Below are 20,548 nucleotides of genomic sequence, written 5' to 3'. Positions count from 1 at the left end.
GAATTTGGCGATTGGGCCGCAGAGCGGCCCGTGCCGTGATCAGCCCAGGGCTGGCGTGCGCGGAGGAATCACCCGGCGCGACCCGGTCGATTCGAATGCCGAGGCGAAGCTCAGCAGGGCGTTGTCACTGTACGCGCGTCCAGCGAAGGTAAGCCCCACCGGCATGCCGATATCCGCCATCACGCCCATCGGCACGGTCACGGTCGGCACGCCCAGGTGGCGGATGGCGAGGTTGCCGTTGGCCACCCAGACGCCGTTGCTCCAGGCGATGTCGGCCGAGGCCGGGTTGACGTCGGCATCGGCAGGGCCCACGTCGGCCACGGTCGGGAACAGCACCGCGTCCAGGCCAAGGTCGTCCATCCAGTCTTCCAGGTCCAGCTTGCGGGTTGCTTCCAGGCCGCGCAGGCCGTCGGGTAGGGTCTCGATCTGGTCCCAGGTCTTGAGGCCGCGCTTGGCCATGTTGACGTACTCGTCCATGCCGGCAGCCAGGTCGTCCTCACGGTTGGGCAGAGTGCCTGGATCGTGGGGAAGATCTGGGGTCCATCGACGTCGGCCAGGCGGTTGAGCTTGGGGTCGTCGTTGGCGCGCAGGAAATCGTCGAAGCCCCAGCCCGACAACTCCCACAGTTCGTCATGGAGAAACGCTTTGCTGACGATGCCGCGGTTGTACACGGTCGGGGCACCTGGGCGGTCACCCTCGCAGTTGGATACCAGCGGGAAGTCCACTTCGATCACCTCGGCACCGGCCGCTTCCAGGGCCTGGCGAGCCGCCTGCCACAGGTCAATGACGCTGGCGCGGGTATTGATGCGCTGGCCAGTCGGGCCGCCGATGCCTGGTTTTTCCGACGTGCCGGCTTCGGGGTCGGCATTGATGTACATGCGCGGTACGCCGAAACGCTTGCCCTTCAGGCTGCTGGCATCCACCGCCAGGTCCAGGTAGGAGGTCGGGCGTACCGACGACGCTGCCGGGATCGGTACCCATGGCTGCAGGCGCCACAGGTCGCCGCGCTTGTCGGCATCGTCGGCGACCACCACGTCGAGGACCTCGAGCAGGTCGGCCATGGTGCGGGCGTAGGGCACCACCACGTCCATGGTCGGGGTCAGCGGCCAGTTGCCGCGCACCGAGATGACTCCGCGCGAAGGCGTGTAGGCGCACAGGCCGTTGTTCGAGGCCGGGCCGCGGCCGCTGGACCAGGTTTCCTCGGCCAGGCCGAAGGCACTGAAGCTTGCGGCTGTGGCGGTACCGGCACCGTTGGAGGAGCCGGAGGCGAACGGCGCGGTCAGGTAGTTGGCGTTGTACGGGCTCTCGGCACGGCCGTAGACGCCGCGCTGCATGCCGCCATTGGCCATCGGTGGCATGTTGGTCTTGCCCAGGCACACGGCGCCGGCCGCGCGCAGGCGCTCGATGGTGAAGGCGTCGCGCTGCGCGACCAGGTCCTTGAAGGCTGGGCTGCCGGAAGCTGCGGTCAGGCCTTTGACCAGGTAGCTGTCCTTGGCGGTGTAGGGGATGCCGTCGAGCGGGCTGAGCAGTTGCCCCTTGGCCCGGCGTGCGTCGGACGCCTGGGCTTCGGCGATGGCCTCGGGGTTGCGTACCACGACCGCATTCAGTGCGGTGGCAGTGCTGGCCGGGTCGTAGGCGTCGATGCGCGCCAGGTACGCCTTGACCAGCTCGACCGCCGTCGTGCGGCCCGACTCGAGCGCGTCACGCAGCTCGGCAATGGAAACCTCGGTTACCTCGATCATGCTTTCACCAAAAAAGATTGTGCAGGTGGGGGCTAATGCGAGGAGTGTACAAGAAGGGATTGGGGGAAGCAGGTTTGCGCGGGAGAAATGGATTTTTGCATGGGGGCATTGTTGGGGCGTGGGCGGCCCTATCGCCGGCAAGCCGGCCCTACGGGTGCAGCGCAATCCTCGTAGGGGCCGGCGATGGTTCAGCCCAGGTCTGCTGCCGAATGGCGCTCAGGCACCTGGCTCGCTTCGTCGCCCCAGGTACGGTTCACCCGGGTGCCGCGTTGCACCGCCGGGCGCTTGGCGATTTCCTCGGCCCAGCGTTGTACATGGGCGTACTCATGCACGGCGAGGAACTGCGCAGCACCATACAGGTTGCCGCGCACCAGCTGGCCATACCAGGGCCACACGGCGATATCGGCGATGCTGTATTCGTCGCCACCGAGGTAGCGGCTTTCAGCCAGGCGCCGGTCGAGTACGTCCAGTTGGCGCTTGGCTTCCATGGTGAAGCGATTGATGGCGTACTCGATTTTCTCCGGCGCATAGACGTAGAAATGGCCGAAGCCACCCCCGAGGTAAGGCGCCGCGCCCATCTGCCAGAACAGCCAGTTGAGGGTCTCGGTACGCGCGGCCGGTGCCTTGGGCAGCAGGGCGCCGAACTTTTCGGCCAGGTATAGCAGGATCGAGCCGGACTCGAACACCCGGATCGGCGGCTCGACGCTGCGGTCGAGCAGGGCAGGGATCTTCGAGTTGGGGTTGACCTGGACGAAGCCGCCACCGAACTGGTCGCCTTCGCCGATGCGGATCAGCCAGGCGTCGTACTCGGCATCTGCATGGCCCAGGGCGAGCAGCTCTTCGAGGGCGATGGTGACCTTGACGCCGTTGGGAGTGGCCAGGGAGTACAGTTGCAAGGGATGCTTGCCCACGGGCAGGTCCTTGTCGTGGGTCGCGCCGGCCACCGGGCGATTGATGCTGGCGAACTGACCGCCAGAGGCTGCATCGTTGCTCCAGACCTCGGGCGGGACGTAGGGGGGCTTGCTCATGCACGGTTCTCCTTCAATGGCGCGATGCAGTCACATAAAGACCAAGACCGCCATCTATGCCACGGGTTCGGTGGCCAGGGCAAATGCAAAGCGTGCATCGCGCTGGCGTCAGCAATCGCAGACGTTGGCCATAACAGCGGACTGTTGCGCAAGGCTGGTCGGTAACTGTGCTGGTCGCCCGTCCGGGAATACCCTTATGCTGTAACGAAATATGTCTCGAAGCCTGGAAAAAGGATGCTGCAATGCCGCTCAAGGACCTGCTGATCGCGCTGGTGGTGATCATCGCGTGGGGAGTCAATTTCGTGGTGATCAAGGTCGGTCTCGACGGTCTGCCGCCGATGCTGCTGGGCGCGCTGCGATTCATGCTGGTCGCTTTTCCGGCGATCTTTCTGGTGAAGCGGCCGAACCTGCCGTGGCGCTGGCTGATCGCCTACGGCGCGACCATCTCGCTGGGTCAGTTCGCCTTCCTGTTCCAGGCCATGTACAGCGGTATGCCGCCTGGACTGGCCTCGTTGGTGCTGCAGTCACAGGCGTTCTTCACCCTGGGCTTTGCCGCATTGTTTCTCGGCGAGCGTCTGCGCCTGGCCAGCGTGCTGGGCTTGCTGGTGGCGGCCAGTGGCCTGGCGCTGATCGGCAGCGAGGACAGCGGCCATGTGCCGTTCGTGGCCTTGCTGCTGACCCTGTGTGGCGGGGCCATGTGGGGGATGGGCAACATCATCACCCGCCGTTTTGGCTCGGTGAACCTGGTGGCCCTGGTGATCTGGGGCGGCTTGATTCCGCCGCTGCCGTTCCTGGCGCTGTCGTGGTGGCTGGAAGGCCCCGAGCGCATCGGCCAGGCCCTTGCCCACATCAGCTGGAGTTCGATCCTGGCCTTGGCCTACCTGGCATTCGTCGCCACCATGCTTGGCTATAGCCTGTGGAGCAAGTTGCTGTCGCGCCACCCGGCCGGCAAGGTCGCACCGTTCTCGCTGCTGGTGCCGGTGATTGGCCTGAGCTCCTCGGCCTGGCTGCTGGGCGAGCGCCTGACGCCAATGCAGGGCTGGGGTGCCTTGTTGGTGATGGCCGGCCTGCTGGTCAACGTGTTCGGGCCCAAGCTGGGCCAGCGACTGCGCGCAGCGAGCGCGCAGTAGCTGCGACTTCGCCCGGCAACCGGCGTGCGGCCACTGGTCGGTTGCGGGGGGATTTGCCCGGGTAGTCTGCAAATGACCGGCTAGTCTCACTTCACCGGTCCCGTTCTTTCAGGCAGCCGATCTGGTTGCCGGCAGGACCGCCGCTGGAGGGAGACAGGGCATGAGCGAGTCCTTTTACGAAGACATGAACGACGCATTCCCGATCAACAGCCAGGTTCGTTGCGGTCAGGCCGCCTACCGGCTGGGCTTCGCCCACATGACGCTGGACGAATCGCAGCAGCTACTGCCTGCGTACCTGCAACGCGCGAAGAAGGGCCGCTTCACTCCCCGCATACCACAGAAACGTTGACACTCATCACACCCCGCCAGGCGGCGTAGTGCTGTTCACTCAAGAATGCCGGGGCTGCTGCGCAGCCCATCGCGACACAAGGCCGCTCCCACAATGACCGTGAAAGCCCCCATCTACAGGGCAAGCACGGACAATGTGGGAGCGGCCTTGTGTCGCGATGGGCCGCAAGGCGGCCCCAGCATTCTTTAAGTGAACAGCATTAGGCCGTCTGGCGGGTTTTTTGTAGGAATTGTTTGATCCTGCTCATGGCAACGTCGCTTTGCCCTCGCTCAAACCAGGCGCTTATGGAATCCTTGCGCGGCAATTCGGCAAAGGAGGATTGTTATCCATGCGCGTCAGGGAAGAGACCTATTGGCAGTGGGCGGACGCCCATCTGCACAGCCGCAGCCATGATGAAGCACTGAGCGACGGCACCACCTTCGATGTACAGGTGCGTTTGTCGCGGCTGGGGGCTACGCAATTGTTCCTCGGCTTGTACGGCCAGGATGGCAAGGCCCTGGTGGAGGAGTACTACCGCTCTCGCCCGGGCGAGACCATGACTCGGGCATTGGTGTGGGGCGTCGATCGCGCCCGTGCCCTGGCGACGGGTGCAATTGCCCTGCCGGAGCGGGCGGCACCGCGCTTGCGGGCATGAAAAAGCCCGGCCGTTGCCGGCCGGGCTCAAGTGCGGGTGAGGCCACTCAGTTGAGCGGTTCGATCACCTTGACTGCCTGCCGCTCACGGGCGGCGGGCCATTCTTGTTGCAGGGTCTGCAGGACGCGACCGACGAACTCGGTGTCGGCGGCGGCCTTCTTGCCGACGTAGCCCTGGCCACGGCGGTAGACCTTGAAGCGCGCACGCATGCTGGGCAGGTGCTCTTCGAATTCGTCTTCGATGGTGTTGGGCGGAAGGCGGTCGAGGCGCACTTCGCCGGTTTGGCTGACCCACAGCAGGTGGTCGTCCAGGCTGTCCTTGCGAACGGCGAACAGCTGGGCCAGTTGGTCGATCGTGGGATTGTTGTTCAAGTTCATCATATAAGCCCCTATTACTCAGTCGTTGTTGATTTTTCACAGTTGGCGCTAGCACGGTGTAGCGCACTACCTAGGCTGCTACAGCAGCATCGCAACAGGGGCTTTCTCACGCTGCCTTTTGGACAGTTTCCCTCTCCACGGACGGCCTGCGTTACCGCGCAGGCCGTCTGGAACACCCTTGCCACCGCTCCCGATCGGGGAGACGGCCTCATCATGCCCAAGGCCGATCAGCGTCGTCAACAGTTTTGTAGTGAATATTTTTTGGCACTACATCGTGTCGGACAATCCTAACGGAGGCTGCTCATCGACCGGTTTCGGAAAGGATCTGGTAGGCGGCGCGCACCCTCGCTTCGTTGGGGAAATTGCGGTTCGCCAGCAGGATGATCGCCTTGTCTTCGGCAGGAACGAACGCCACGTAGGCCCCGAAACCGTTGGTAGACCCCGTTTTGTTGTACCAGGCCGCTGGCAGGCGCGGCAGCGCCGGATCCAGGCGGTGGGTGGCCTGCGGTTCGCGGACCATTCGCGCGCCGTTGCCGTCGATCAGCGTTTGCAGCGAAGCGGGGTAGGGATAGCGCTCCCAGCCCAGGCCCTGGGTCATCGCGCCTACCTCGAAGTAGCCCTGCTGGGTGATGGCCACGGCCCTGCGAAGTGCTGGAGCCAACTCGGCCGGCTGCATGTGCAGACGGGCGTAGCGCAGCAGGTCGCGGGCGCTGGTCTTGATGCCATAGGCGGCATCGGCGAAAGGACCTGGGCTCACGCGTACGGGACGATTCTGCGCATCGTAGCCCTGTGCGTAGAGGCCCTGGGCGTTGGCCGGGACCTCCAGGTAGGTATGCCGCAAGCCCATTCGCGGGAGCAGGCCCTGGGTCATCAGGTCGGCGAAGGGCTGTTTGCTGGCGCGGGCGGCCAGGTCGCCGAACAACCCGAGGCTGGGGTTGGAGTAGCAGCGCTGGGTGCCAGGCGCAGCCTTTGCCTGCCATTGGCGCAAGAATGCCAGGGCTTGCTCGTCGGTGTGCACTGGCTCGGGAAACTGCAGGGGCAGGCAGTCGGCGCTATAGGCCCCGAGCTCCAACACGCTGGCCTTGCCCAATGCGCTGCCGGCAAGAGCGGGTTGGTAGCGTTCGGCGGGAGCGTACAGGTCGAGTTCGCCCTCGGCGCTGGCCAGCGCGGCGAGCGTGGCAGTGTAGGTCTTGCTCAGTGAACCGACCTCGAACAGCGTGTCGGCGCTCACTGGCGTGCGCTCGCGTTTGCTGGCCACGCCGTAGCTGAAGTAATGCGACTGGCCGTTGGCGTACACCGCCACGGCCATGCCGGCTATGCCTTCGGCTTTCATCAGTGGCTCGATGATCTGGTCGACCTGGGCTTGCAGCGCGTCGGCGGCCTGCGCCAAGGGGCTGGCCAGGGCCAGCAGGGTCAGGGTGAGGCGGGTCAGTGACATGATCGGTCCTTGCGCGGGTGTCCGTTGGGCGATACCGGTGGGGGCTCTAGCGTTAGCAGGAATCAGCGTTAGACGTTATCGTCGCGTTTTGGACAACAACAAGATGGAAACTGTTATGAAGTATGTGCGCATGTTGTTCGACAACTTCACTTTGGCCTTGCTTAGCGTGGTAGCGATCGCCACCGTGTTGCCTTGTTCGGGCGATGGCGCGGTGTATTTCGGCTGGCTGACCAACCTGGCGATCGGCCTGCTGTTCTTCCTGCACGGTGCCAAGCTGTCGCGTGAAGCCATCATTGCCGGGGCCGGGCACTGGCGTCTGCACCTGCTGGTGTTCTCCTGCACCTTCGTGTTGTTCCCGTTGCTGGGCATGGCATTCAAGCCGCTGTTCGTGCCGCTGGTGGGTAACGAGTTGTACCTCGGTATTCTCTACCTGTGCGCCTTGCCAGCCACGGTGCAGTCGGCCATCGCCTTCACTTCGTTGGCACGCGGCAACGTACCGGCTGCCATTTGCAGCGCTGCCGCCTCCAGCCTGATCGGCATTTTCCTCACGCCATTGCTGGTGATGATGTTGCTGGGCGCTGCGGGTGATACAGGTTCCGGCCTGGACGCCGTGCTGAAGATCACCTTGCAGCTGCTGGTACCGTTCGTGGCCGGGCAGATCGCACGGCGCTGGATCGGTGCCTGGGTCAAGCAGAACGCCCGCTGGCTGAAGCTGGTCGATCAGGGGTCGATCCTGCTGGTGGTCTATACCGCATTCAGCGAAGCGGTGGTCACTGGCTTGTGGCACACGGTGTCGCCCCAGCACCTGGCAGGCCTGTTCGCTGTCTGCGGCATCCTGTTGGCAGTGGTGCTGTTCGGCACCCGGTTGCTCGGCAAGTTGTTTGGCTTCAGCCTCGAAGATCGCATCACCATCCTGTTCGCCGGCTCCAAGAAGAGCTTGGCAACCGGGGTGCCGATGGCGCAGGTATTGTTCGTGGGCAGTGGTATCGGCGCGATGATCTTGCCGTTGATGCTGTTCCATCAGATCCAGTTGATGGTCTGCGCGGTGCTGGCGCAACGCTACGCCAGCCGTGAGGAGCCGGTCGAGCAGGCGACCGCTGCGTCCCGCTAGACCCGCTCCGGCGAAATGGCAGGCCGCGCCTAGCGCGCCTGCCCTGAAGCACGCTCGCGCAACGCCTTTCGCACCTCGGCCTCGATCGCATAGGCCGGCCCCTCCAGCGCTTGGTAGTCGCGGGTGTAGCGCCGGGCAAACTCCTCCACGCCCAGTTCCTGGTACTGCTGGACATGCTTGAGCTCATGGGCCCACAGCGCCACGTTGTCTTCGGCATCGCCGGCATGGCGAAACACGATGGTGTCGATCAAGGTCACTGCATTCACATCCGGGTTCTGCAGCATGGCATTGGCCGCGCTGAGCTGTTGCTCGTCTCCTACCCGGTAACGCGCTGCGTCGAGCACGGCGAAGTCGTACCACGGCTCGAGCTGGGCACGTATGTGCAGGGGAATCGGTTCGCTGCCCAAGGCGTTCGCCTGGTCGCGGGCCTGGCGCAGGGCATAGGCCAGACTGGCCGAGGCCATCACCTCGACATCCTTGAGCACCTGTCCGGCCTGGCCTGGATCGATCGGGGCGCAGAAACAGCCCAGCAGGCACACCGGGTATTGGCCAGCGGGGCAGGCCTGTTCGGCCGGCGCCGGTGGTGCCAGCAGCAGGCCGGCCAGCAGGAGCAGGTGCCTCATCGGGCCGGCTACGGTCAGAAATTGGCCGGGGTGTTGGCGCTGATGATCTCGGCCTCGTCGGGGCCGATGTTCTTGAAGCTGTGCGGCAGGGTAGTGGGGATATAGTAGCCGTCACCGGAGTTCAGCACGCTGACCTGGCCGTCGACCCACAATTCGACCGTGCCCCGGGTCACCAGGCCGCATTCCTCGCCTTCGGCGTGGACGATAGGTTCGCCCGAGTCGGCCCCTGGTGCGTAAAGCTCGCGCAGCATGCGCATCTGCCGCGCCTCGACGCTGGCACCGACCAGCAACATGCGTAGGCCGTTGCGACCGAGGTCCGGCTGTTCACTGGCGCGGAACACGAAACGCTCCTCGCGCACCGGCTCATCGAAGCTGAAGAACTCCGCCAGGGTCATGGGGATGCCTTCGAGCAGCTTTTTCAGCGAACTGACCGATGGGCTGACGCGGTTCTGCTCGATCTGCGAAATGGTCGAGTTGGTCAGCCCACTGCGGCGGGCGAGTTCCCGCTGGGAGAGGTTGTTGCGCTCACGCACCAGTTTGAGTCGTGTCCCCGTGTCCATAGCCGCCTTGGTGTCAAAAAAGAATGGTTGTCAGAGGTGTCAAAAATAATGGGCGACGCATTAAAACACACTCTGCTCGCTTGCGCGCTGTGCTTCTCAGGCACGTTTGTCGCGCGGCATCGGCCATAGCCCGACCAGCAGCAACAGCACGGCCACGGCCAGGAAGGGCAGGCGTGGGTCGAGGGCATAGACCAGGGTTCCGGTCAGCGGCCCTATCACTGCGCCCATGCCCTGAGCTGCGCCGATCGAGCCGGCCGTGGCGCCTTGCTCGTTGGCTTGCATGGCGTTGGCGGCCAGCGCGGAAAAGGCCGGGAAGACGAAGCCCATGCCGGCGGCGGCAACGAAATAGCATCCCCACAACCAGGGCGCGGACGTGGCCAGGGCACCACACGCGAAGCCCAGGGCGGAAACGCTGGCGCCGACCCGGATCATCTTCAGCGGTGGCCATTCCAGCCGGCGCAGCAGAACCTGCGCCAGGATCAGCGCTACGCCTACCGTGGTCAGGGCGATGCCGGCAGTTTGCGCGGCCTGGGCCGGCCCCAACTGCAGGCGGTCGAGGGCGAAGAAACCGACCACGATCTGCGACACCGTTACCGCCAGCATGGCACTGAAGGCCACCAGCAATGGCCGGCGCAGGCGCGGGTCGCCCAGGTGCACCGGGGAGGGCGCATGGCTATGCGGCAGGGGCTGTGGCTTGAGCGTGAACAGCAAGCAGATGAACGCGCCGGCCGGCAGCAGTGACATCACATGGAACGGCAGGCTCAGGCTGTGGCGCGCCAGCAACGCGGCCAGCGCTGGCCCGACCACCAAGCCGACCGCGTTGGCTGCGCCCAGCGAGGCCATGGCCCGGGCACGCCGCTGCGGCTCGACGTGATCGGCGATCAGGGCATTGCATGCCACAGGGATCGCGGCATAAAACGCGCCGATGCAGCCTCGCGCGAGCATCAAGCCCACGAACGCCAAGGTCGCCCCAGGCAGCCAGCGAAGGGCACCTTCGATGAACAGGCACATCAGCCAATAGGCCACGGTGAAACCGGCACTGCCCAGCAACAGGATGCGCCGCCGCCCAAGCCGGTCGGCCGCCCGGCCCAAGGCCTGGCGAGCAAAACCCAGACCACGCCGGCCACGGTGACCGCGGCGCCGGCTTGCCAGGTGGCCATGCCGAGCAGGCGGGCGATCGGGCCGATGAGCGCAACGAATGCCATCATCGACATGGTGCAAGCCATGTTCGCCAACAGCAGCGGACGCAAGTCCAGGCGGGTGGCGGACAGCTTGGCAGGGTCCTGGGCAACGTTCATCGGGCGATCCATGGCAGCTTCTGAAGACCTGGCAGCTTAATGAGAATTTTTATCGTTTGTCGAGCATCGCTATTCGCTGCGTCGCAGCGGCCCTGGCCACATGCTGCGCATCACCCCGTCCCGGCGCACCCACGCGTGCATCAGCGCCGCGCCCAGGTGAACGAGAATGGTGGCGAACAACAGGTAGCCGGCCCAGCCATGCGCTTGGCGCAGCATGGCATACAACTGCAAGTCGTGGGGGCGATGGCAGGGAGTTGCAGCGGGCGGGGGTAGCCGCCGGCAGACAACATCGCCCAGCCGAGCAGCGGCATGGCCAGCATCAAGCCATACAACAGCAGGTGCGAGGCGCCCGCTGCCCATCGTTGCACGGCAGGCAGGTCCGCAGGTAGCGGCGGATGGGGCAGGGTCAGGCGCAGGGCGATACGCGCCAGGACCAGCACCAACAGCCCCAGGCCGATGGCCTTGTGCAAGGGCAGTAGCCAGGTATGGCGGGGCGAGAGGTCGCCGACCATGCTGACACCGATGAACAGCATGGCCAGGATCGACAGCGCCATCAACCAATGCAGCAGGCGTGCGATGGGGTGGAAAGCTTGAGGTTTCATGGGCGGGCTCCGGTATCCAGCGTTTCTCGGCTGCGGCGGTTGAACGACTCCGAATAGGCGGCCGAACGCGCCGCGAGGATCGGGTCGGCGGAGGGGCGGATACCGCTTGGCAGGATCAGCGGGTCGAAGTTCAGGTCGCGGCAGGCGCCCTGTTCAGGCCCATCGACCCGCTCCAGTACCAGGGTGCCAGCGTCGACACTGCGGCGCTCATCAGGCCAGGCGCGTGCTGGATCGTCGACGGCATCGCCAGGCTCGGCGAGCGTCAGGCGCAGGGTCCAGCGCAGCGGGCCCTGGGCCAGGCGCTGCTGCAGGTCGTGCTGGAGGAACTGTTTGTCGTCGACCTGACCCGGCAGTGGGGCGAAGCCAGCCTGTGGTTCGAGCTGCCAGCGCACCGGATGCTCGGCGCCTTGCGCGTCGATCAGGCGGAAGGCGTTGATGCTGTGGTACTGGGTGCTGGCAAAGCTGTCACTGGGTTTGTAGCTCGCGGCCCACTGGCGGAACGCCGCGCTTTCCGGGTGCGCGGCAAAGAAGGCTTGCAGCTTGGCCGGGTCCGGCTTGCGCGTGGCCGGGTCTGGCGCGCTGGCCAGTACCTGGTCGTAGAAGCCCTGGGGGGTACTGACCGCCAGCACGGGTGGGTTGTTCATGCCGGTGCGCCAGACCTGGCCATCGTCGGTGCTTAGCTCCAGGGCGAGGCTGCGCACCGGCACGCTGGTGTCGGGCGCGAAGGGGTTGGCGCCGCCAATGGCGAAGCGGCCGATCACCGGCACCCGAGCCTGGCTGAATGCACGCGCGGTAGATAACGTGGCGGCCTGCCCGCTGGCCTCGAAATAGCCACTCACGCACAGGCCCTTGGCGTGGTTCTTACGATAGCCAGGGTGGTGGCCAGCCTGGGCTTCGAAGGTGTCGATGATGCGCTGCGGGGTCAACTCGGGGCGGCCGACCCAGCCGGCGGCGTAGGCGAAGGCGCCGCCCAGCGCCAGCACAGTAGCGCCGATCGCGCCAAGGCGCAGAGCCTTGGGCAGACCGTGCAGGGGAGCTTTCATGGCAAATGTCCATTGCAGTGAAGGTGCCGGTACGACGCGGCAGGGCAAAACTTATTCCCTGGCGCGGGAATAGATTTCCTGCCCGGGCGTCTGCCTCTTACACTGATCCCACCCAGAGGCCGGAACCTTGCCATGCATGATCTGGATGACACCCAATGGCGCGAGCTGCTGCAACGTCTGCGCCGCTTCGCCCTGTGGCTGACTCGCGATGGCGGCGCCGCCGACGACCTGGTCCAGGCTACCGTCGAGCGGGCGCTGACCCGCAGCGGCCAGCAGCGTGACGCCGATGGCCTGCGCGCCTGGCTGTTCACCATCCTTTATCGGCTGTTTCTCGACAGCAAACGTCGTGATCGCCTGCATGCCCGTTGGTTGTCCTGGTTCGGCCGTGCCGAGGCCGGCAGTGAGCCGCTGGCCAGCGATACCGAAAGCATCGTCATGGCCCAGGCCGATTTGCAGGCCTTCGCCCGGCTGAGCACGGAGCAGCGGGCGCTGCTGTTGTTGGTCAGCGTCGAGGGCCTGAGCTACAAAGAGGCCGCGCAGACTCTGGGTATCCCCATTGGCACGGTGATGTCGCGTCTGTCGCGCGCCCGCGCCGCGTTGCGTGAACTGACCGAGGGCAACCCGCCGCCCCCGGCGTTGCGGAGGCTGAAATGACCCGCCTGATTCCCAGCGAGCACGAACTGCACGCTTATGTCGACGAGCGCCTGGACCCGGTGCGACGGTCTGAGGTGCAGGCCTGGTTGGCCGCCAATCCTGATGAGGCCATTCGCGTGGAAGGCTGGCGCAGCGACGCCCGGCGCCTGCGCGCTGCATTGGCCGGAGTGGGCGAGGCAGCAGGGGCGCCGCACCTGGACCTGACTCAGCTACGCCGTCAGTTGCGCCAACGCCGTCAGCGCCGCTGGGCGTCGGCGGCGGTATTGCTGGTGGCGCTCGGGGTAGGTGGGCTGGGCGGTTGGCAGGCACGCGACATGGCCCTGGTCGACAGTGTGTTGCCCATGGCCGATGCGCTGCAGGCCCATCGCATGTTCGCCGCCAGCCAGGCTCTGGACGTCAAGGCCAGCGATCCGGCCAGGCTACGTGCCTGGCTGGGCCAGCATTTCGATCAGGTGGGTCCGCTGCCGGACCTTGCAGACTATGGCTTCGCGCCAGTGGGCGCGCGATTGCTGAGTAACGAACAGGGGCCGGCGGCGCTGTTGGTGTTCGAGGATGCGCAAGGACAGCGGATCAGCCTGTTCATGCGCTCACCCGGCAAACTGTTCGGGCCCATGCCCGACGGACAGCGGGTGGATGGGCAACTGGAGGCGCGCTACTGGTCCCATGGCGCGTACAACTTCGCCTTGGTCAGTGCGGCGGACGATGTACGAGGGGCGGGGGTGGGGCAGGCGTTGCGGTTGGGGTTGTAGGCCTGGAACGCGTTGGCCCTGTCGCCGGTTTGTCGGCGACAGGGCCGCTGCAATCAGCTCAGTTCCAGCCAGATCGGCGCATGGTCGGAGGGCTTTTCCATGCCGCGCAGTTCGTAGTCCACGCCTGCCGCCTTGATGCGTGGCAGCAATCCCTGCGAGGCCATGATCAGGTCGATGCGCAGGCCACGCTTGGGTTCGTCCTCGAAGCCACGGCTACGGTAGTCGAACCAGCTGAAGCGGTCGGCCACTTCCGGGTGCAGGTGGCGGAAGCTGTCTACCAGGCCCCACCCCTTGAGCCGTTCCATCCACTCGCGTTCCTCGGGCAGGAAGCTGCATTTGCCGGTCTTGAGCCAGCGCTTGGCGTTGTCCGGGCCGATGCCGATGTCGCAGTCCTGGGGAGAAATGTTCATGTCGCCCATCACCAGCAACGGCTGCTCGGCGCTGAACTGGCCTTCGAGCAACGCTTGCAGGTCGCTGTAGAAACGCTGCTTGGCCGGGAACTTGGTGGGGTGGTCGCGGCTTTCGCCCTGGGGGAAATAGCCGTTCATGATAGTGATCGGGGTGCCGTTTGCATCCTCGAAGGTGCCCCAGATGAAGCGGCGCTGGGCGTCTTCATCGTCATTGGCGAAGCCCTTGTGCAGCGCCAGGGGCGCCTTGCGCGAAAGCAGGGCGACGCCGTAGTGGCCTTTCTGCCCGTGATAATGCACGTGGTAGCCCAGCGCCTGGACATCGGCCAGCGGGAACTGATCGTCGCTGACCTTGGTTTCCTGCAGGCCGATCACGTCCGGCTGATGCTTGTCGATCAGCGCCGCCAGTTGGTGGGGGCGGGCACGCAGGCCGTTGATGTTGAAGCAGACGATCTTCATGGCAAAGACGATCCTGGTAAAAGGCGCGATGCTAGCCGACATCGGCCCTCATCACCAGCGTGGCGGCCAGTGATGGTGGCTGCTAACGTGCTGATGGGGCTGAACGATGCGCTCTGGTGCGCCTCCAAGTCACTGTACCCACCGTTCCAAGGAGGATAGAGCGCAATGCCCGACACCCACGTGCCCGACATCAACGCCCCGCAGGCTACGGTCTGCCAGCTGGACGACGGTTTCAGCCGTGAGGCGCGTTCGTTGTTGTACAACGCGTATCGCCACGAGCCCACCTTCGCCTACCTGTTCGAAGCCCAGCGTCCAGGTTATGAACGGCGTCTGCGCACCCTGGTGCGTGAATGGGTGCGACAGCATTTCTACCTGCAGCTGCCGGCCATCGGCTTGTTGGTCGAGGATCGGCTGATCGCCCTTGCCCTGATCGTGCCGCCCCTTCGACGCCTTGGGGTCTCCGACAGTTGGGCCTGGCGCCTGCGCATGATGCTCGGCACTGGCTTGCGCTGTACCCGGCGCTACATGGACTACCAGGCGGCGCTGGCCGCTTGCCTGCCTACCGACAAAGTGCATGTGCTGCCGCTGCTGGGTGTGCACCCGCAATTTCAGGGACAGCACTACGGCGAACAATTGTTACAAGCTGTGCATGACTGGTGTTCCGAGGACCCGAATACCCAAGGGGTGGTACTGGACACTGGCAACGAGCATTACCTCGCGTTTTATCAGCGCCAGGGCTATGAGGAAATCGGCGAGATCGCTGTAGGGCCAATCCGGGAACGGGTGTTCTTTCATCCGAACCCTGCGTCATCTAAAACTGCAGATGCGTGAACTTCATCCAGGCCGCTCCCTTGAGCGCCTGGCTCTGGTAGCATGCGCCGCATGACGTATTCAGGAAGACTGACCTGGGCCTGGTTTTCTGGGCCGCCAGTTGTACCGCATGGGGCCAGAGCGAGTTGCTGGTGAAAGTCGCACCGGCCAACAAGGACCTCAAGGCTAATGTCGAAGGCTATATAGGCAGCCTGGGTGACCGCGACGAAGAGGCGCTGCTGCGTTTCAGTCGTGGCGCCGAGGAGCAGGCGCGCAAAGCGGCGCAGGCACTTGGCTACTATCAGGCGCAGATCGATACCGAGGTCAAGGCGCCCGCCAAAGCCGACGGCTCCCCCCAATTGATCATTCGCATCGAACCCGGCGAGCCCGTGCGTTTGCGCAATGTCACCGTGCGTGTCGAGGGGCCTGCCAACGAAATGAGGGCATTTCGGGTCCCGGACAGCCGCGCCCTGCGGGCAGGCGAGCAGCTCAACCATGGCGTGTACGAGGACGCCAAGCGGCTGATCCAGAACCAGGCCTCGCGCTACGGTTTCTTCGATGGCCGTTTCAGCCAGCAACGTCTGGCCGTCGATCCTCAGGCCGGAATCGCCGACATCGACCTGGTGTACCAGAGTGGGCCGCGCTACCACCTGGGCGCCGTGCACTTCGGTGGCGATACCCCGCTCGACGAAGAGCTGCTGCGGCGCATGGTCTCGTTCAAGCCCGGCACGCCCTACGATTCGCAACTGGTCGCCGAACTCAACAACGATCTGCAGTCCAGTGGCTACTTCGACGGTGTACGGGTGGACGCAGCGCCCACCTCGGCAGTGGGCCAAGAGATTCCCGTCGACGTTCGCCTCGAAAGCCGTAAGCCCCGCACCATGGGCCTGGGCCTGGGCTTCTCGACCGACGTCGGTCCGCGCGGCAAGGCCAACTGGACCCGCCATTGGGTCAACCCGCAAGGCCATAGCTATGGCTGGGAGACCGAGCTGTCCCAGCCACGGCAGAACGTCGGGCTGTGGTATGACATCCCGCTCGACCCGCCGCTGACCGACAAGCTGCGCTTCGCCGGGGGCTACCAGTACGAGGAGATCGCCGGCACCGATACCCTGAGCAAGCTGCTCACCGTTGGCCCCGAGTGGCACAGCAAGTTGCCCAGTGGTTGGCAGCGGGTGATCTCGCTGAAGTACCAACGTGAGGAATACCGCCTGGGCGATGATTCGGGGTTGAGCAACCTGCTGATGCCGGGCGTGAGTTTTTCTTACCTGCGCAGCGACAACCGCATCGATCCGCATAACGGCTACCGCCTTCAGTTCGACCTGCAGGCGGCCAAGGAAGGTCTGGTCTCCGACACCAACCTGCTGCATGGCAACGTCCTGCTCAAGGGCCTCACCACCCTGGGCCGCAACCACCGGTTCCTCGGCCGCGTGCAGTTCGGTGGCAGCGCCACCAATGGCTACAAGAACAACATCCCGCCATCTCTGCGCTTCTTCGCAGGTGGTGACCAGAGCGTGCGTGGCTATGACTACCAGACGCTTTCACCGAAAAACAGCGATGGCGACCGCATCGGTGGCCGCTACCTGGTCGCCGGCAGCGTCGAGTACCAGTATTCGCTGGCCGAGAAGTGGCGTGTAGCGACCTTCATCGACCAAGGTAATTCGTTTAATACGCTGGAACTGCCCAGCCTCAAGACGGGCGTCGGTATCGGCGTGCGCTGGGTGTCGCCGGTGGGGCCGCTGCGCCTGGACCTGGCCCACGCGCTCGATGATGACGGCGGTTTCCGTCTGCACTTTTCCATGGGGCCCGAGCTGTGATGCGTGTAGTCAAATTCGTCCTGTTGCCGTTGCTGGCGGTGTTGTTGCTGGTGGTGGGGGCGGTGACCGCGTTGCTCGGCAGCGAGGCCGGCAGCCGATGGTTGCTGGGCCATGTGCCGGGGCTGGAAGTCAGCGACTTCCAGGGTCGGCTGAGCGGAAGCTGGCAAGCCAGCCGGTTGGTCTGGACCAGCGCCGGCAACCAGGTGGAGCTGCAGCAACCTCAGTTGGTGTGGTCACCGGCCTGCCTGTTGCGCGCCACGCTGTGCGTAGAGCGCTTGCAGGCGCAGCGTATCGACATGGCCTTCGCCCCCAGTGACCAGGCTAGCGAACCCGGCCCGGTGCTGCTGCCGGCGTTGCGTCTGCCAGTGGCCATCGAGCTGGGTGAGGTCAAGGTCGGCCAATTGCGCCTCGATGGCAGCGACCTGCTGGGCGACTTGCAGTTGGCCGCGCGCTGGACCAGCAGTGGCATGCGCATCGATAGCCTGCAGTTGCAGCGCGACGACCTGCGCGTGGACCTGCACGGCGACCTGCAGCCCGAGGGTGATTGGCCACTGCGTCTGGAAGGCAACGTGCAATTGCCCGCCGTGGACGGCCAGGCCTGGCAACTGGCCTTGACCGCCAGCGGCGAACTGCAGAAGACCCTGACGCTCGAAGCCACCAGCAGTGGTTACCTGCAAGCCCGGCTCGATGGCGAGGTGGAGGCGTTGGCCGAGCACCTGCCAGCCAAGCTGCATATCCGCAGCGATGCCTTCAAACCGAGCGCCACACTGCCGGACACCTTGCAACTCAATCAGCTGAAGCTCGATGCTGAAGGTGACCTGCTCAAGGGTTACCAACTGTCGGGCACGGCCAGCCTGCCTGCTGAACAGTCGCCGGTGGCGCTGGTGCTGGCCGGCCGGGTCGATGCCAAGGGTGCCCGGCTGGACGCCCTGGACCTCAGTGCCAGCGAAACCCAGCGCCTCAGCCTGCAAGCCAGTGCCGACTGGCAGCAGGCGCTGAAGGCCGAGGCGCGGCTGGTCTGGCAGGACTTTCCCTGGTTGCGCCTGTATCCTCTGGAGACCCCTCCCGAGGTCACCCTCAAGCGGCTGAACGCCCAGGTGCAGTACCTCGACGGCAAGTATCAGGGCACCTTTGCCGGCGACCTCGATGGGCCGGCTGGGGCGTTCAGTGTAGCCAGCCCCTTCGAAGGCGACCTCGAGCAAGTGCGCCTGCCGCAATTGGCCCTCAACGCAGGGCAGGGCAAGGCCGCGGGCGCCGTTGCCTTGCGTTTCGGCGACACCCTGGCGTGGGATGTCGACCTGCAGTTGTCTGCGCTCGACCCGGCGTATTGGCTTGCCGAGCTACCGGGCACCCTGGCCGGTCCGCTGCGCAGCAAGGGCGAACTCAGGGGCGAGCAACTTACCCTGGATGCCCAACTCGACCTCAAGGGCCGCCTGCGTGGCCAACCGGCCGTGCTCAAGGTCGAGGCCAAGGGCGCGGACCAGCAGTGGACCCTGGGGGCGCTGGCCGTGCAACTGGGCGATAACCGTATCAACGGCAGCGGCAGCCTGCAGCAGCGCTTGGCCGGCCGGATCGACCTCGACCTGCCGCGCCTGGGCCAGTTGTGGCCAGGCTTGCGGGGCCAGGTGAAAGGGCGGCTGGACGTCGCCGGTACGCTCAAGGCACCGCAAGGCACGCTTACCCTGCAAGGCCAGCAGGTGGCTCAGGCCGATAACCGTATCCAGCAACTGGCCTTGGATGCGCGGCTGGATAGCACCCAGCGCGGGGTTGTCGACCTTACCGCCAGCGGCATCCGGCTCGGCGAGACGGCCCTGGGGACGCTCAAGGTCGACGGCAAGGGCGATATTCGCCAACAAGCCATGACCCTGGGCCTGGACGGTCCGCAGCTCAAGCTGAACCTAGCGCTCGATGGCCAGCTGAGCAAGGGCGACTGGCGTGGCCGCTTGGCCAGCGGAAGGATCCAGGCCGGTGGCCAGGACTGGCTGCTACAAGCCCCGGCACGCTTGCAGCGCCTGGCCAGCGGCCAACTGGATTTCGGTGCCCATTGCTGGCGCTCGGGGCAGGCCAGCCTGTGCGGCGAAGACCAGCGCCTGGCGCCAGAGCCGCGGCTGCGTTACCACCTCAAGCAGTTCCCGCTTGACAGCCTGGCGCAGTGGCTGCCGAAGGATTTCGCCTGGCAAGGGCTGCTCAGCGCTGACGTCAATCTCGATATCCCTGCCAGTGGCCCCAAGGGCACCCTGGTGGTAGACGCCAGTGGCGGAACGCTACGCGTGCGCGACAAGGACCGCTGGCTGGACTTCCCCTACCAGGCTCTGCGCCTGGACAGCACGCTGGCACCACGGCGTGTCGATACTCGGCTGGTGTTTCGTGGGGAGCGTCTTGGCGAGTTCACCCTCAACACCCGTCTCGACCCGCTGGGCAAGGACAAACCGTTGAGCGGCGACTTCAACCTGGCCGGCCTCGACCTTTCGATCGCACGCCCCTTCGCGCCGATGGTCGAGCGCCTGGCCGGCCAGCTCAATGGCAGTGGTCGCCTGTCCGGCAGCTTGCTGGCCCCGCAGGTCAACGGCGCCCTGGCGTTGACTGGCGGCGAAGTCAGCGGCGCCGAGCTGCCGGTGAGTTTCGAGGGACTGTCGTTACAGGCCCTGATCGCCGGCGAGCGCATCCAGCTCAACGGTGGCTGGCAAAGCGGTGCGAACGGCCGCGGTCAGTTGTCCGGCGAACTCGACTGGGGCCAGGCGCTGGGCGTCGACCTGCGCCTGCAGGGTCAGCGCCTGCCGGTTACGGTCGAGCCCTATGCCACGCTGGAAGCTTCGCCCGACCTGACCGTGCGCCTGGTCGATGACAAGTTGGCGGTAACCGGCAAGGTGCGGATACCCAAGGGCGAAATCGTCGTGCGCGAGTTGCCGCCGTCGACCGTCAAGGTGTCGGACGACACTGTCATCGTTGGTAACCAGACCGAGCAGGGCAAAGCCCAGATGGCCGTGGCCATGGACATCGACGTCGAGGTGGGGCAGGACAAACTGTCGTTCAGCGGCTTCGGCTTGACCGCCAACCTGCTTGGCCATGTGCACATCGGCGACAATCTCGACACCCGTGGCGAGCTGAGCCTGGCCGATGGTCGCTACCGGGCCTATGGCCAGCGCCTGACCATCCGCCGCGCTCGGCTGCTGTTCGCAGGCCCCATCGACCAGCCTTACCTCGACATCGAGGCCATTCGCAAAGTCGACGACGTAATTGCCGGCATCCGCTTGAGCGGCAGTGCCGAGCAGCCGACCACCCAGGTGTTCTCGGAGCCGGCCATGAGCCAGGAGCAGGCGTTGTCCTACCTGGTGCTGGGCCGGCCGCTGAACAACAGTGGCGAAGACAACAACATGCTGGCTGAGGCGGCGTTGGGCTTGGGCCTGGCGGGCAGCGAAGGGCTGACGGGCAGCCTTGCTTCGAACCTTGGAATCGACGACTTCCAGCTCGACACGGAAGGGGCTGGCAACTCCACCAGCGTGGTCGCCAGCGGCAACCTCACCGAACGCCTGAGCCTGCGGTACGGAGTAGGGGTGTTCGAACCGGCCAACACCATCGCGCTGCGCTACAAGCTCAGCCAGAAGGTCTATCTGGAGGCCGCCAGCGGCTTGGCCAGCTCGTTGGATATCTTCTACAAGCGGGATTTCTGAGCCCCTTCACGAGGGCTTTCCCTTTCGTCGCTCGCTTTGCAGCCCGCCCC

At 65.3% G+C, this 20,548-nt stretch carries 16 protein-coding genes and 3 pseudogenes; 9 read left to right on the top strand and 10 right to left on the bottom strand.

Annotation, left to right across the window (positions count from 1 at the left end; genetic code table 11):
- Positions 1-39: 39 nt before the first annotated feature.
- Positions 40-1,742, bottom strand: a pseudogene (locus E6B08_RS15815) (amidase).
- A 188-nt stretch (positions 1,743-1,930) separates the two neighbouring features.
- Positions 1,931-2,770, bottom strand: coding sequence for a glutathione-dependent disulfide-bond oxidoreductase (gene yghU / locus E6B08_RS15810; RefSeq protein WP_136914899.1), 840 nt, complete (start codon positions 2,768-2,770; stop codon positions 1,931-1,933).
- A gap of 242 nt (positions 2,771-3,012) precedes the next feature.
- Here yghU and E6B08_RS15805 point away from each other — a divergent pair, with 242 nt between their 5' ends.
- From E6B08_RS15805 to E6B08_RS15795, 3 genes are all read left to right on the top strand, one after another.
- Positions 3,013-3,900 (top strand): EamA family transporter, encoded by an 888-nt coding sequence (locus E6B08_RS15805; RefSeq protein ID WP_136914898.1) that lies wholly within the window; start codon positions 3,013-3,015, stop codon positions 3,898-3,900.
- Positions 3,901-4,060: 160 nt separating this feature from the next.
- Positions 4,061-4,249, top strand: a complete 189-nt coding sequence (locus tag E6B08_RS15800; RefSeq protein WP_136914897.1) for a hypothetical protein — start codon at positions 4,061-4,063, stop codon at positions 4,247-4,249.
- 328 nt (positions 4,250-4,577) lie between these two features.
- The gene (locus tag E6B08_RS15795) at positions 4,578-4,883 is read left to right on the top strand and encodes a hypothetical protein (RefSeq protein ID WP_136914896.1); all 306 of its coding nucleotides are present in this window, start codon (positions 4,578-4,580) and stop codon (positions 4,881-4,883) included.
- Between the two features lie 46 nt (positions 4,884-4,929).
- Here the strand turns inward: E6B08_RS15795 and E6B08_RS15790 are convergent, their stop codons facing one another.
- Both E6B08_RS15790 and ampC read right to left on the bottom strand, forming a co-directional pair.
- Positions 4,930-5,262: a hypothetical protein gene (locus tag E6B08_RS15790; protein ID WP_016486521.1), complete on the bottom strand. Its 333-nt coding sequence runs from the start codon at positions 5,260-5,262 to the stop codon at positions 4,930-4,932.
- 298 nt (positions 5,263-5,560) lie between these two features.
- The gene (ampC, locus tag E6B08_RS15785) at positions 5,561-6,697 is read right to left on the bottom strand and encodes a class C beta-lactamase (protein WP_136914895.1); all 1,137 of its coding nucleotides are present in this window, start codon (positions 6,695-6,697) and stop codon (positions 5,561-5,563) included.
- Between the two features lie 115 nt (positions 6,698-6,812).
- Here ampC and E6B08_RS15780 point away from each other — a divergent pair, with 115 nt between their 5' ends.
- Positions 6,813-7,808, top strand: a complete 996-nt coding sequence (locus tag E6B08_RS15780; RefSeq protein WP_416194353.1) for a bile acid:sodium symporter family protein — start codon at positions 6,813-6,815, stop codon at positions 7,806-7,808.
- Positions 7,809-7,837: 29 nt separating this feature from the next.
- Here the strand turns inward: E6B08_RS15780 and E6B08_RS15775 are convergent, their stop codons facing one another.
- The 5 genes and pseudogenes from E6B08_RS15775 to E6B08_RS15755 all read right to left on the bottom strand — a co-directional run bounded on the left by E6B08_RS15775 (position 7,838) and on the right by E6B08_RS15755 (position 11,934).
- Complete coding sequence (locus tag E6B08_RS15775) at positions 7,838-8,431, bottom strand: DUF4157 domain-containing protein (RefSeq protein WP_136914893.1); 594 nt, start codon at positions 8,429-8,431, stop codon at positions 7,838-7,840.
- 14 nt (positions 8,432-8,445) lie between these two features.
- Positions 8,446-8,991 carry a cupin domain-containing protein gene (locus E6B08_RS15770; protein ID WP_136914892.1) on the bottom strand — a complete coding sequence of 182 codons (546 nt, stop codon included), beginning with the start codon at positions 8,989-8,991 and terminating at the stop codon, positions 8,446-8,448.
- A gap of 96 nt (positions 8,992-9,087) precedes the next feature.
- A pseudogene (locus E6B08_RS15765) lies at positions 9,088-10,289 on the bottom strand (MFS transporter).
- A 69-nt stretch (positions 10,290-10,358) separates the two neighbouring features.
- Positions 10,359-10,891: pseudogene (locus tag E6B08_RS15760) on the bottom strand (cytochrome b).
- Positions 10,888-11,934 carry a catalase family peroxidase gene (locus tag E6B08_RS15755; protein WP_136914891.1) on the bottom strand — a complete coding sequence of 349 codons (1,047 nt, stop codon included), beginning with the start codon at positions 11,932-11,934 and terminating at the stop codon, positions 10,888-10,890. The pseudogene E6B08_RS15760 and the gene E6B08_RS15755 overlap by 4 nt, the downstream one beginning before the upstream one ends.
- A 132-nt stretch (positions 11,935-12,066) precedes the next feature.
- Between E6B08_RS15755 and E6B08_RS15750 the strand changes: the two genes are divergently transcribed.
- Positions 12,067-12,588: a sigma-70 family RNA polymerase sigma factor gene (locus E6B08_RS15750; RefSeq protein WP_136914890.1), complete on the top strand. Its 522-nt coding sequence runs from the start codon at positions 12,067-12,069 to the stop codon at positions 12,586-12,588.
- Complete coding sequence (locus E6B08_RS15745) at positions 12,585-13,337, top strand: anti-sigma factor family protein (RefSeq protein ID WP_136914889.1); 753 nt, start codon at positions 12,585-12,587, stop codon at positions 13,335-13,337. Before E6B08_RS15750 ends, E6B08_RS15745 begins: the two co-directional genes overlap by 4 nt.
- Positions 13,338-13,390: 53 nt before the next feature.
- Here the strand turns inward: E6B08_RS15745 and xthA are convergent, their stop codons facing one another.
- The gene (xthA, locus tag E6B08_RS15740) at positions 13,391-14,203 is read right to left on the bottom strand and encodes an exodeoxyribonuclease III (RefSeq protein WP_136914888.1); all 813 of its coding nucleotides are present in this window, start codon (positions 14,201-14,203) and stop codon (positions 13,391-13,393) included.
- Between the two features lie 165 nt (positions 14,204-14,368).
- Here xthA and E6B08_RS15735 point away from each other — a divergent pair, with 165 nt between their 5' ends.
- The 3 genes from E6B08_RS15735 to E6B08_RS15725 all read left to right on the top strand — a co-directional run bounded on the left by E6B08_RS15735 (position 14,369) and on the right by E6B08_RS15725 (position 20,498).
- Entirely contained in the window at positions 14,369-15,034 is a 666-nt protein-coding gene (locus E6B08_RS15735; RefSeq protein ID WP_416194352.1) for a GNAT family N-acetyltransferase, read from the top strand.
- Between the two features lie 74 nt (positions 15,035-15,108).
- Entirely contained in the window at positions 15,109-16,827 is a 1,719-nt protein-coding gene (locus tag E6B08_RS15730) for an autotransporter assembly complex protein TamA (RefSeq protein WP_136914887.1), read from the top strand.
- The gene (locus tag E6B08_RS15725) at positions 16,824-20,498 is read left to right on the top strand and encodes a translocation/assembly module TamB domain-containing protein (RefSeq protein WP_136914886.1); all 3,675 of its coding nucleotides are present in this window, start codon (positions 16,824-16,826) and stop codon (positions 20,496-20,498) included. The genes E6B08_RS15730 and E6B08_RS15725 overlap by 4 nt, the downstream gene beginning before the upstream one ends.
- Positions 20,499-20,548 lie beyond the last annotated feature (50 nt).

Origin of the sequence: Pseudomonas putida (assembly GCF_005080685.1) — a bacterium.
Classification (GTDB): Bacteria; Pseudomonadota; Gammaproteobacteria; order Pseudomonadales; family Pseudomonadaceae; genus Aquipseudomonas; species Aquipseudomonas putida_V.
This window is presented reverse-complemented; position numbering and strand designations above follow the sequence as displayed.

What these genes read in the sequence shown, in the direction of transcription:
- yghU (WP_136914899.1), bottom strand. Translation starts at nt 2,770, where the DNA reads ATGAGCAAGCCCCCCTACGTCCCGCCCGAGGTCTGGAGCAACGATGCA.
- E6B08_RS15805 (WP_136914898.1), top strand. Translation starts at nt 3,013, where the DNA reads ATGCCGCTCAAGGACCTGCTGATCGCGCTGGTGGTGATCATCGCGTGG.
- E6B08_RS15800 (WP_136914897.1), top strand. Translation starts at nt 4,061, where the DNA reads ATGAGCGAGTCCTTTTACGAAGACATGAACGACGCATTCCCGATCAAC.
- E6B08_RS15795 (WP_136914896.1), top strand. Translation starts at nt 4,578, where the DNA reads ATGCGCGTCAGGGAAGAGACCTATTGGCAGTGGGCGGACGCCCATCTG.
- E6B08_RS15790 (WP_016486521.1), bottom strand. Translation starts at nt 5,262, where the DNA reads ATGATGAACTTGAACAACAATCCCACGATCGACCAACTGGCCCAGCTG.
- ampC (WP_136914895.1), bottom strand. Translation starts at nt 6,697, where the DNA reads ATGTCACTGACCCGCCTCACCCTGACCCTGCTGGCCCTGGCCAGCCCC.
- E6B08_RS15780 (WP_416194353.1), top strand. Translation starts at nt 6,813, where the DNA reads ATGAAGTATGTGCGCATGTTGTTCGACAACTTCACTTTGGCCTTGCTT.
- E6B08_RS15775 (WP_136914893.1), bottom strand. Translation starts at nt 8,431, where the DNA reads ATGAGGCACCTGCTCCTGCTGGCCGGCCTGCTGCTGGCACCACCGGCG.
- E6B08_RS15770 (WP_136914892.1), bottom strand. Translation starts at nt 8,991, where the DNA reads ATGGACACGGGGACACGACTCAAACTGGTGCGTGAGCGCAACAACCTC.
- E6B08_RS15755 (WP_136914891.1), bottom strand. Translation starts at nt 11,934, where the DNA reads ATGAAAGCTCCCCTGCACGGTCTGCCCAAGGCTCTGCGCCTTGGCGCG.
- E6B08_RS15750 (WP_136914890.1), top strand. Translation starts at nt 12,067, where the DNA reads ATGCATGATCTGGATGACACCCAATGGCGCGAGCTGCTGCAACGTCTG.
- E6B08_RS15745 (WP_136914889.1), top strand. Translation starts at nt 12,585, where the DNA reads ATGACCCGCCTGATTCCCAGCGAGCACGAACTGCACGCTTATGTCGAC.
- xthA (WP_136914888.1), bottom strand. Translation starts at nt 14,203, where the DNA reads ATGAAGATCGTCTGCTTCAACATCAACGGCCTGCGTGCCCGCCCCCAC.
- E6B08_RS15735 (WP_416194352.1), top strand. Translation starts at nt 14,369, where the DNA reads ATGCCCGACACCCACGTGCCCGACATCAACGCCCCGCAGGCTACGGTC.